The following is a 12,020-nucleotide window of genomic DNA, read 5'->3' on the forward strand; positions in this document are numbered from 1 at the left end:
CATGACATTACCTTTGAATCATACTATCAACACCATCGCGGTAATTGGCGCTGGAACCATGGGGATTGGCATTGCACAAGTGGCAGCAACAGCGGGGTTATCCGTCTTACTGTTTGATGTGAACCAAGATGTGTTAAGCCGTAGTTTATCAACGATGACCCAACGTTTACGCAAACGTGTTGAGCAAGGGAAAGCAAAACTAGAGGTCACGGAGGCGATTATCGCAAAAATCGCAGTGGTAAAAAGCCTCTCGGCACTGTCGGATGCACAATTAGTCATTGAAGCCGTTGCTGAAAAGCTGGAAATAAAACAGGCAATTTTTAGTGAATTAGAAGCGATTTGCAGCAAAAATACGCTATTTGCCAGTAATACATCTTCATTATCGATTACCGCCATTGGGCGGCAGCTAACACACCCCGAGCGTCTTGCAGGCCTGCACTTTTTTAACCCCGCCCCCGTGATGAAATTAGTTGAAATCGTTCGAGGGCTAGAAACATCTAACACCGTCATTGAACAGTTAAAAGCCCTGACTTTATCATTTGGAAAAATCCCCGTAATTTGCCGTTCCACCCCCGGTTTTATTGTCAACCGAGTGGCTCGGCCTTTCTACGCCGAAACAATGCGTGCCCTTGAAGAACAAATTGCGTCTCCTGCCACATTAGACAGCGCAATACGTGACGCTGGGGGTTTTGCCATGGGCCCACTACAACTAACTGATTTAATTGGCCATGATGTAAACTATGCGGTAACTGAATCAGTATTTCAGGCCTTCGGTTATGACCCACGCTTTCAAACCTCATTAATGCAATTGGAATTAGTCCAAGCAGGCCATTTAGGCCGTAAATCGAAGCAAGGGTTTTATCATTATGATGATAATAAACCTCAACCTTTACCTTCAATTGCAGAAAAAATTCACCTTGAGCAGCCCCAAAATATAAAAGCGCATGGCAACTGGCAGATATTTCCTGAGTTCGCGCGGCTTTTAACTGAAAATGGGATCTCTCTCGAAGGATTAACACAACATTCTGATCAATCCCCGACACTTATTGTTAATGGCGTTATTATTATGTTAACAAATGGTGAATTGGCATCGTCACATGCGCAAACACAAAAACAAGCCGTCGTGCATTTTGACTTATCGGTAAATTACCTTACCGCAACAACCATCACGTTAAGCTGTGCATCGCAAAATAATGCGCAACAAAACCAGCAAGCTATCGCGTTTTTTCAATCATTAGGTAAACACGTAATTGTATTACCAGACTACCCAGCGCTGTTAAGCATGAGGACAGTCGCGATGCTATGCAATGAAGCGTTAGATATCGTCAATAAAGGAATTGCAACGGCATTAGATACCGATAATGCCATGTGTTTTGGCGTGAATTACCCTAAAGGCCCACTCGCTTGGGGTAGGCAGCTAGGCTGGCAACGTGTGCTGTCAGTACTTGAAAATTTGACTCAGTTTTATGGAGACAGTCGTTATCGGCCAAACCCACTTTTAAGGCAATTAGCCGCAGGTTATCAATCTTTAACTTTCAAGGAGCTACCATGATTTCATTGCCAAACATTACGCTGGCTCAGCAATCAGCTCACATTATGTACCGTGATGATGCATGCGCAAAAGCGATGGGTATGTCCATTGAAAAAGTCGAGGAAGGTTTTGCGCAATTGAAAATGCCGATCACAGCACAGATGCTTAATGGCCATAAAACCTGCCACGGAGGGCAATTATTTAGCCTTGCCGACACCGCGTTTGCCTACGCCTGTAATAGCCAAGGGCATGCTGCCGTTGCTTCCATGTGCTCCATTGATTTTATTCGTCCCGGTTTTGAAGGTGACCTGCTTACCGCGACCGCCACGATGAAACACCAAGGTAAACGTAACGGTTTATATGAAGTCGAGATAACTAACCAAGATGGTAAAACGCTTGCGCTGTTCCACGGTCGTTCTCATCGGTTAGGCCATCGTTTAACAGGAGAACAATCATGATAGATGCGTTTATTTGTGATGGTGTCCGCACTCCCATTGGCCGCTACGGTGGTGCTTTATCATCATTACGCCCTGATGACCTTGCCACTGTTCCATTAAAAGCCTTAATGGAAAGGTACCCGCAACTTGATTGGTCATTAACTGACGACATCATTTTAGGTTGCGCAAATCAAGCAGGAGAAGACAACCGTAATGTAGCACGTATGGCGGGGCTGTTATCTGGGCTACCTGTTTCTGTTTCTGGTACCACCATTAACCGCCTATGTGGTTCTGGGCTAGACGCTATAGCATTAGCGGCAAGAAGTATCAAAGCTGGTGAGTCTGGGCTCATGATTGCCGGAGGCGTCGAATCCATGAGCCGAGCGCCGTTTGTGATGGGTAAACCAGAATCTGCATTCTCTCGTCAAGCGCAAGTATTTGATACCACTATTGGCTGGCGCTTTATCAACCCGTTGATGGAACAACAGTTTTCCACAGATTCGATGCCAGAAACTGCGGAAAATGTGGCAGAAACTTACCAAATTAGCCGTGAAGACCAAGATGCTTTTGCATTACGTAGCCAACAACGCACTGAAACAGCCAAAGTTAACGGTATTTTTGCGCAAGAAATCATCCCTGTAACGGTTAAACAACGTAAAAATGAATACGTCGTCAGTGAAGACGAGCATCCAAGAGCCGAAACAACATTTGAACAATTACAAAAACTAAAAACCCCATTTCGCGATAACGGGACTGTAACGGCTGGTAATGCTTCCGGTGTTAATGACGGAGCCGCCGCACTGATTATCGCATCCGACACTATCGCCAAACAACAAGGGTTAACACCGCGGGCTCGTATCATCGCTACAGCCACTTGTGGCGTTGAGCCAAGATTGATGGGGATCGGTCCACTCCCTGCCTCGCAAAAAGTATTAAAAATGGCAGGGCTCACCATCGAACAAATGGATGTTATTGAACTAAACGAAGCCTTTGCCGCGCAAGCACTCGCCGTTTTAAGGGGGCTTGGTTTACCTGATGATGCCTCACACGTTAACCCAAACGGAGGGGCAATTTCGCTAGGTCATCCACTTGGAATGAGTGGAGCAAGGCTTGTTATTGCCGCTATCAATGAACTACACCGCAAACAAGGTCGTTATGCATTATGCACCATGTGTATCGGTGTTGGCCAAGGGATAGCAATGATTATTGAACGAGTCTGAACAACGTCTTAATACAAATAAAAACAGCCTGAAAACCCGACACCTGCTCAGGCAAATACCAGAAACGTCATGCATTAGCGTGAACTGGTAACCATAATAATTATGAGGACAGGCAATTATGAGCAATATACAAGATAGCATCGACCCAATTGAATTTGCATCGCGAGATGAGATCGAGTCTTTACAGTACTCTCGAATGAAGTGGACACTCACTCACGCCTATGAAAATGTCCCGATGTATCGCAAGAAATTCGATGATGCAGGGGTTCACCCTGACGATTTCAAACAACTCAGCGATATCGAAAAATTTCCTTACACGACCAAACAGGATTTACGTGAAAACTACCCATTTAGCACCTTTGCTGTGCCAATGGACCAAATCATCCGTATTCATGCCTCTTCAGGAACGACTGGGCGCCCAACTGTGGTCGGTTACACCCAGCGAGATATCGATAACTGGGCTGACCTGATTGCGCGTAGTTTACGTTCTGCTGGCACTGTCCGAGGCGATAAAGTCCACGTTGCTTACGGCTATGGTTTATTCACCGGAGGGCTAGGCGCTCACTATGGTGCAGAACGCCTAGGAGCCGCAGTCATTCCTATGTCAGGTGGGCAAACTGAAAAACAAGCACAACTGATCGCTGATTTCAAACCCGATGTGATAATGGTAACGCCCTCTTACTGCTTGAGTATTATTGATGAGCTTGAAAAAATCATGGGGGGAGATGCTAGTAAGTGCTCACTTAGATTAGGTGTCTTTGGTGCTGAACCTTGGACTGAATCCCTCAGAACAGAAATTGAAACCCGTCTTGGTATCAAAGCATTAGACATTTACGGTTTATCTGAAGTGATGGGGCCTGGCGTTGCTATGGAGTGCGCAGACTCAGGAGAGAGTGGCCCCACTATCTGGGAAGACCATTTTTATCCAGAAATTATTTCCCCCAATACCTTAAAACCATTAGGGGCGGGTGAGCATGGTGAGTTAGTGTTTACTACCCTGACAAAAGAAGCCATGCCTGTTATTCGTTACCGAACACGTGACCTTACCCACCTGATGCAGGGGGTCAATCGTAACATGCGTCGAATTGGTAAAATTACCGGACGTTCCGATGACATGATGATCATTCGTGGCGTGAATGTGTTTCCTTCTCAAATTGAAGAACAAATCATGCAATTTAAGGAGCTTTCCCCTCATTACCAATTAGAAATTGGTCGCCAAGGCAATATGGACAACTTATCTGTTCGTGTTGAGCTCAAACACCCTGAACAGCTCACTTATGATGAACGCTGTAATATCTGCCACCATTTAAAGCATCGAATCAAATCGATGGTAGGTATTAGCACCCGTATTAGTATTGTAAATTGCGGTGATATTCCACGCTCTCAAGGCAAAGCTGAACGGGTAATTGATACTAGAATTGCGATTTAATTCAAATTATTAAGGCATATTGGAATGAACTACTCTGATATGCCTTAATCTCTGAGAAAGTGTTAAAACAGGTAATGGAAGACAACCTTTAAATTTATGTCTACTATTTAGTAAGCCTTCTGATACATAAATTTTATAGATAAAATATAAATGGAAAATAAACTTAACCAATTCATACAACATGCAATAGCAAGCCAACCCATTAGTGGGACGTCTCTAATTAGCTCACTCTATGGTGATGCTTTGCATCATCGTGGTGGTGAAGTGTGGTTAGGAAGCTTGACTAAGCTGTTAGAACCCATGGGCTTTACTGACCGCTTTGTCCGAACTTCCGTTTTTCGCTTACAAAAAGAAGGTTGGCTTGATGTCGAAAAAATTGGCCGTCGCAGCTATTACCGTATTTCTGAGCGCGGGCAAAGTCGCTTTCGCCGTGCAGAAAATAAAATTTATCTAGCCGGGCAGCCTGATTGGGATGGAAAATGGGATTTACTCCTCCTTGAAACGGCGGATAAAGACGAAAAGATCAGATTAAAAAAGGAACTGAGTTGGCTCGGTTTCGGGCAATTTAATACGTCACTCATGGCAGCACCCAGTTGTGCCCAAAGTGATGTACCGACACTACTCAATGAACTCAATGCCACTGAAAATGCCATCTATTTTCACGCGGATTACCCCTATAGCCGCTCAGAAAAAAATCTCAAAGAACTGGTTTCTCATGCTTGGTCTTTGCAAGATATTTCAGAACATTATCATCAGTTTATTTCCTTATTTAGGCCACTTGCATTACTCCTTAAAGAAAATACTGACACACAGATTTCCCCTGAACACTGCTTTCAGCTACGTTTACTGCTGATCCATTTCTACCGCCGTGTCACGCTTAAAGACCCGTTATTACCAGATGAACTCCTTCCTGCACAATGGGAAGGCCATATTGCACGCCATCTTTGTACCAACATTTATCAACGCATTGATCAAGCGGCAACCCAATATGTTTCTGAACAGTGCGAAACCACTGTCGGAGAGCTTCCTCAACCATCCAGCGCTTATTATCGCCGCTTTGGTGGAGTGCTCAGAGATATAGCCGCCTAAATACACATTACAGGAGCCTGTATGCCCTTTTATCAAATCGATGGTATTACGCCCGTCGTCAGTCCTGAAAGTTTTGTGCACCCTACTGCTGTGGTGATTGGTGATGTTATTATTGGCAAAAATGTTTACATTGGCCCAAACGCCAGCTTACGTGGGGACTTTGGTCGCTTAATCATTAAAGATGGCGCCAATGTGCAAGATAACTGTGTGATGCATGGTTTTCCTCAGTATGAAACCATCGTGGAAGAAGATGGGCACATCGGCCATGGGGCGATTTTGCATGGTTGCCATATCAAGCGTAATGCCTTAGTCGGAATGAACAGTGTGATTATGGACGGGGCCGTTATTGGCGAGAACTCTATCGTCGGTGCTTGTGCCTTCATCAAAGCCGAGGCAATTTTCGCCGATAATAGTCTTATCGTGGGTACACCTGCAAAAGTCCTTCGCACCTTATCAGAAAAGGAAATTGCATGGAAAACCAGCGGAACCAAAGATTATCAAGACTTAGTCACGCGCTGCTTAAACACCTTTAAAGAAGTCGAGCCCCTCAAAGAAGTCGAAACGAACCGGCCTGTCTTGAGTTTTGAGAATGTTATTCCTAAATCCCAGCTATAAGCTAGATGGGGCTAAAATACTTAGCCCCATCCATTATTTCGCTTTGCTACCAAATGGCGGTTTAGCAAACCAAACAGTAATAATCAGCGCAATAAATACCCAACCGCATAACCAGAAAATTTCATTTGCAGCAATAATTAATCCTTGGCTCGTAATTTGCTGAGCAATAAAACCAGAAGTCTGTTCGGTACTCAATCCATGGGCTGCCATTTCTTTATACATCCCTAAGGATTCAGGGTTATAATCGGTAATAAATTCCGTTAATTGACTATGGTGAACGGCTTCTCTATCACTCCACAGCGTTGTGGTAATAGAAGTCCCTATTGAACCCGCTAAGGTACGGAAAAAGTTAGCCAAACTCGATGCCGAAGCGAGTTTTTCAGGCGGTAAACCTGAAAGGGTTAATGTGGTCAGTGGCATAAAGAAGCAAGCTACTGCCATTCCTTGCACCAATTGCGGCCAAACAACAGCAGAAAAGCCCATGCTCGGTTCAAAAGTATATGCACGCCAGAAGAAACAAATCGCATAAAATACAAAGCTAAAGGTCACTATCCAGCGGATATCAAGAAAATCGGATAATTTTGCTACTGGAGCCGAAAACAACACAGGCAATAAGCCTATAGGCGCCAATGCGAGCCCAGCCCATGTTGCCGTATAGCCATAAACTTCCTGTAAAAGTTGCGGCAACAAGACAATAGCGCCGAAATAGGCCATATACGCTAAACTGACAGAAATCGTTCCGATGGTAAAATTGCGCGATTTAAATAACGATAATTCGACAATTGGGTTTTTATCTGTGAGTTCCCAAATAACGAGGAATACCAACGCAATAGCTGAAACAACGGCTAAGATGACAATTTCATTAGATGCCAACCATCCCAGTTCCTTACCTTTGTCGAGCAAAACTTGTAAGCAACCCACTCCCACAGAAAGCAGCGCCAAGCCAATCACATTGAATGGCACTTTCACGACCTTCGACTCCATCCCTTTGAAGATAATAGAGCCAACTATAATGACAAAAATTCCCAAAGGCACATTCATAAAGAATATCCAGCCCCAATGGAAATTATCACTAATATAACCACCAAAAATAGGACCGAATACAGGGGCTAAAATAATGGTCATAGACCAAAATGCTAACGCCATATTTTGCATTTTTGGCGGATAGCAGCGCATGATAAGGCTTTGAGAAAGTGGGATCACCGGCCCTGCAACGGCACCTTGCAATACGCGGTATAAAATTAGCATACCAAGGCTATCGGAAAAGCCACAAAGTAATGAAAATAAGGTGAAAAGCGCCGTTGCCCATAAGAAAACACGAATTTCACCAAAGCGCTTCGCCAAGTAACCTGAAATAGCGATAGAAATTGCATTCGATACGCCAAACGAGGTAATTACCCATGTCCCTTGAGACATAGAAACCCCAAGGTCACCTGCAATCGTCGGGATAGCCACGTTAGCAATCGTGGAATCAAGCACCTGCATGAAGGTCGCAAGGGACAACGCAATGGTTGCCCATACCAGTTTTGCACCCTTAAGTGGTTGAATATCTGCCACAACGGCTCCTTTCAAGCTAGTCTGCGTTATCGCTGATAATAGTGTCGATGATGTGGTCGACATCACTTAAGTTTAAGACCAACACATCACTTTCAAATGCAGGTACTGTACGCTGTACTTCCGCTAAAACAGGGCCATTTTGATCTTTAATATCGATGGTGACATTCATAGATAACCCAATGCGTAACGGGTGTTTTGCCACCTGCTCTGGGTCTAATTCAACACGTACAGGCAAACGCTGTACGACTTTAATCCAGTTCCCTGTCGCGTTTTGGGCAGGCAATAATGAGAAAGCACTACCAGTTCCCATATCAAGCCCAACCACGGTACCGTTATAAACAATATCTGCCCCGTAAAAATCACTGTTAATAGTCACGGGTTGCCCAATACGGACTTTTTCTAATTGGGTTTCTTTGAAGTTCGCATCAACCCAAACAGGCTGAACAGGCACGATCGCCATTAAAGAACTTTGCGGACTGACTTGAGAGCCGACTTGAACATTACGCCGTGAAACATATCCCGTCATTGGGCTTTTAATTTCAGTACGTTGTAAGTTTATCCACGCACTGCGTACGCTATCAGCTGCTTGCTGAATTGCAGGTTGTTTTTTGAGCTCCGTATTACGCAACAATGCGCGGTTGGCATTATATTGTTGAATAGAAATATCCAGAGCCGCCTGCGCAAGTTGCACAGCTTCTTGGGCGTGCTGCAGGTCTTCCTTCGAAATGGTACCACTGCGGCCTAAAGCTACACGACGTTGATAATCTTTTTGCGCTTGCGCAAGTGTCACACGATTTTTTTGAATTTGCGCTTGATACTCATCACCATTGATATACAGTTCTTTGGTTTTGCGTATGGTGGTCGCTAAATCATGTTTGGCTTGTTCAAATGCCAATTGCGCATTCGTTTTATCCAATACAACCAGTACATCCCCCGCCTTTACCAAGTCAGTATTTTCAAAGTTAACTTGAGTGACATTACCTGTTGTTTGCGCAATTATCGGGATCTGTAAGCCAGATACATAAGCATCATCGGTATATTCTTGAAAGCGTAAAACTAAAAACCAATAAACACCGTAGGCGACAAATAATAGAATGATAATTATTGTGGCTATCACTATCCATATTGTTCTACGTTTTTCATTAGTCGTTTTTTGATTATGTGTTTCTGAATGGGTTTCTTGACTCATAATAACTCTCAAGGTCTGAAATCAATATTAATTCTCCCTCTATATTTACGAAGTATATGTAATAAAGCAATAGTTAATAATTTACAATTAAATTAATTCCAACAAAAAAATTAATTCATTGATATAAAACAAATAATTAAAGGGAATCAGAGTTCAACATTAGATTAATGTTTATTATCAAAACAATGAAATTCATTCTTAATTAGATTAACGATAAAAATTAATGAAATAGTTCAAATGATATTTATTATGATAAAAATTCCGTCACTCAATTATTGATATTCTTTTTTTGATTGAATATTTCTATTTATTAGACCATATTTATGATTTCTTAACTTGGAGTTTTCATTTTTGATCACGGGCTGACGCTTGCTTTTTAATACCACTGATTGTCTCGATTTTCATTTTTGTCCTCATCAATACAACATTAATAAACTCAATACGGTGCTTAATAGAGTAACGAAGTACGTTGGTAATTGCTGGCCTTTCGGGCAGCTTTTATCTCTTTACCAGTACTTAATATTATTCATTAGGTTAACGAGGTTATCCCCAAGGATACAGGCTAATTTTGAATGTATGTTTCATATAACTCAAATTTCCCTAGTAGATGCTAGCGCTAGAGTAAATTCACGCACAACCAAACACCATAAACCAGAGTTAAACCTTAATTTTTCGTTAAGCTTGACAAAAATCGTAAAAGGGGAAAACACCGTAGGTGAAAATTCTTAGCTGAGATCAAATATTGCTCATAAATTAGCTAGCTCATTATTTATTTTTGATATGTTTTAGTGATAATATTCGCAAACAATATAATTATCATTCTCATTTATATTTACTAGGGATAACTATGACTTCGCAATATCACTACACCCTGATTGCCGCCGGTGTTTGTGCGGCTTTATCTTCATTTAGCGCTACAGCAGCAGACAATAAAACAGATACCATGGTCGTCAGTGCATCAGGCTTCTCGCAACAACTGCGTGATGCTCCTGCTAGCGTGACCGTGATCAGTGCAGACCAATTACAAAATAAACCTGTCCGTGACCTCGCCGACGCCGTTAAAGACGTGGAAGGGGTAAGTGTCGTTGGTGCTGCAAACAAACAAGATATTAATATCCGTGGCTTACCCGGCGAATACACGCTGATATTGGTCGATGGGCGCCGTCAAAACAGCCGTGAATCACGTCCTAATGGGAGCGGTGGCTTTGAAGCAGGCTTTATGCCACCTGTCGAAGCGATTGAACGCATCGAAGTGATCCGTGGACCTATGTCCTCCCTGTATGGTTCCGATGCAATGGGTGGTGTTATCAATATCATCACTAAAAAAGTGACTAATGAATGGCATGGCAGCGTCACCACTGGGGCTATTATCCAAGAAAACAGTGATAGCGGTAACTCGACTGACGGTAACTTCTATCTGTCTGGCCCATTAATTCAAGATAAACTTGGTCTGCAATTATATGGTGGTGGTAACTACCGTCAGGAAGATAAAATCTTAGAAGGTCATCATCAGCGTGATAACCGCAGCTTAACAGCTAAATTAACCTTTACACCACAAGAGAACCAAACCTTCTTACTAGAAGCAGGTCGTAGTACTCAAGAGAAAACATCGACACCAGGTAAATCTGGTGCTGAATATGAAATTCGTGGTGGAGACAAGCAATATAACTCTAAAGAAGAGTGGCATAACGACCGTAACCATGCAGCTCTGACTTATAAAGGTGAGTGGGATTCTTTTAATACTGAGCTAAGTGTTTACCAAGAAAAAACCAAACGTAAAATAAAATCCCAAGACCGTAATCAAACTACAGGCCATTGGGAAGGCGGCTATGAGGCGCGCGTACCTGAAATCACCAACACCGTTGTTGATGGAAAAGTGGTGGCTTTCCTGCCGGACAATATCCTAACCGTTGGTGGGCAATACCAGTACTCTAAATTGAAAGACAGCTCTTTGGTTTCAAAAGGCGTAATGGAAAAAACCAGTATGTCAGTCGATCAATCAGCACTGTTTGTGGAAAATGAGTTTACCGCAACAGATGATCTGATCTTAACGGGTGGCCTACGTTTAGATCACCACGAAACCTATGGTAACCATTGGAACCCAAGGGGTTATGCTGTTTACTACCTAACCGATGAAATCACCATTAAAGGGGGCGTTTCTTCAGCTTTCCGCGCACCTACATTACGTGAAATCAGTAAAGGCTATGGCACCTCTACCCAAGGTGGTAACGGGATTATCTACGGTAATCCAGACCTCAAACCGGAAAAAAGTGTTAGTGAAGAAATCAGTATTGCCTATAACCATGAATCTGGCTTTAATGCGAGCTTAACCTTCTTTAATACCGACTTCAAAAACAAGCTAACTAGCTACTCACTTAATCAAGCCGATCCTAACCACCCTAATCTCACGTTATATACCTACGACAATGTGGGTAAAGCGAACATCAAAGGTGTTGAAGTTGCAACGGGCATTCCTATCGCACAGGATTGGAACCTCAACCTAAATTACACATACACCGATTCAGAACGTAAAAGTGATGATGAGAAATTAGGCAATGGTCTTTCCTTAAAAGGCTATCCATTGGATAAAACACCAAAACATATCGCTAATGCGAAATTGGATTGGAACTTCAATGAAGACCTAACCTTATACACACGTGCGCATTATGAAGGAAAACAGGTGTGGGCAGCACAACGTAATGGCTCAAAAGTACCTCGCTATCGTAGTGGCTATACCACCATGGATGTGGGTGCAACCTACCAATTATTTAAAAACACCAAACTGAACTTTGCAGTGCTAAATATTGGTAATGAAAAAGGACCTAAAATTGATAAAGTTGATGGAAACTGGGATGTTGAAGACGGACGCCGTTATTGGGCGAACGTTAACGTTAGCTTCTAATTAACTCTGAGGGTGTGCCTGTTTCAGGTATACCCTCAAAACCCTTAAATA

Annotated in this window: 9 protein-coding genes; 7 read left to right on the forward strand and 2 right to left on the reverse strand. The window is 43.0% G+C overall.

Annotated features, from left to right (window positions below; all coding sequences use genetic code 11):
* Position 1 precedes the first annotated feature (1 nt).
* From PR767_RS16295 to paaY, 6 genes are all read left to right on the forward strand, one after another.
* The gene (locus PR767_RS16295) at positions 2-1,552 is read left to right on the forward strand and encodes a 3-hydroxyacyl-CoA dehydrogenase (protein ID WP_272520611.1); all 1,551 of its coding nucleotides are present in this window, start codon (positions 2-4) and stop codon (positions 1,550-1,552) included.
* The gene (paaI, locus tag PR767_RS16300; RefSeq protein ID WP_004266152.1) at positions 1,549-1,989 is read left to right on the forward strand and encodes a hydroxyphenylacetyl-CoA thioesterase PaaI; all 441 of its coding nucleotides are present in this window, start codon (positions 1,549-1,551) and stop codon (positions 1,987-1,989) included. Before PR767_RS16295 ends, paaI begins: the two co-directional genes overlap by 4 nt.
* On the forward strand, positions 1,986-3,188 hold the full coding sequence (gene pcaF, locus PR767_RS16305; RefSeq protein WP_272520612.1) for a 3-oxoadipyl-CoA thiolase: 1,203 nt from the start codon (positions 1,986-1,988) through the stop codon (positions 3,186-3,188). Before paaI ends, pcaF begins: the two co-directional genes overlap by 4 nt.
* Before the next feature lie 118 nt (positions 3,189-3,306).
* Positions 3,307-4,617 (forward strand): phenylacetate--CoA ligase PaaK, encoded by a 1,311-nt coding sequence (gene paaK, locus PR767_RS16310; protein ID WP_109912365.1) that lies wholly within the window; start codon positions 3,307-3,309, stop codon positions 4,615-4,617.
* A 150-nt stretch (positions 4,618-4,767) separates the two neighbouring features.
* Complete coding sequence (gene paaX / locus PR767_RS16315; RefSeq protein WP_109912363.1) at positions 4,768-5,706, forward strand: phenylacetic acid degradation operon negative regulatory protein PaaX; 939 nt, start codon at positions 4,768-4,770, stop codon at positions 5,704-5,706.
* A 21-nt stretch (positions 5,707-5,727) separates the two neighbouring features.
* Positions 5,728-6,321 carry a phenylacetic acid degradation protein PaaY gene (gene paaY, locus PR767_RS16320; RefSeq protein ID WP_004266156.1) on the forward strand — a complete coding sequence of 198 codons (594 nt, stop codon included), beginning with the start codon at positions 5,728-5,730 and terminating at the stop codon, positions 6,319-6,321.
* 33 nt (positions 6,322-6,354) lie between these two features.
* Here paaY and PR767_RS16325 read toward each other — a convergent pair whose 3' ends face one another.
* Both PR767_RS16325 and emrA read right to left on the reverse strand, forming a co-directional pair.
* Entirely contained in the window at positions 6,355-7,878 is a 1,524-nt protein-coding gene (locus PR767_RS16325) for a DHA2 family efflux MFS transporter permease subunit (protein ID WP_109912362.1), read from the reverse strand.
* Between the two features lie 16 nt (positions 7,879-7,894).
* Positions 7,895-9,067, reverse strand: a complete 1,173-nt coding sequence (gene emrA, locus PR767_RS16330; RefSeq protein ID WP_272520613.1) for a multidrug efflux MFS transporter periplasmic adaptor subunit EmrA — start codon at positions 9,065-9,067, stop codon at positions 7,895-7,897.
* A gap of 847 nt (positions 9,068-9,914) precedes the next feature.
* On the opposite strand from emrA, the gene PR767_RS16335 reads away from it, so the two are divergent.
* A complete protein-coding gene (locus PR767_RS16335) occupies positions 9,915-11,969 on the forward strand; it encodes a TonB-dependent receptor domain-containing protein (protein ID WP_004266158.1) in 2,055 nt (684 codons plus the stop codon).
* Positions 11,970-12,020 lie beyond the last annotated feature (51 nt).

The sequence above is a fragment of the Providencia sp. PROV223 genome (genome assembly GCF_028479245.1).
In the GTDB taxonomy this organism is placed as follows: Bacteria; Pseudomonadota; Gammaproteobacteria; order Enterobacterales; family Enterobacteriaceae; genus Providencia; species Providencia rettgeri.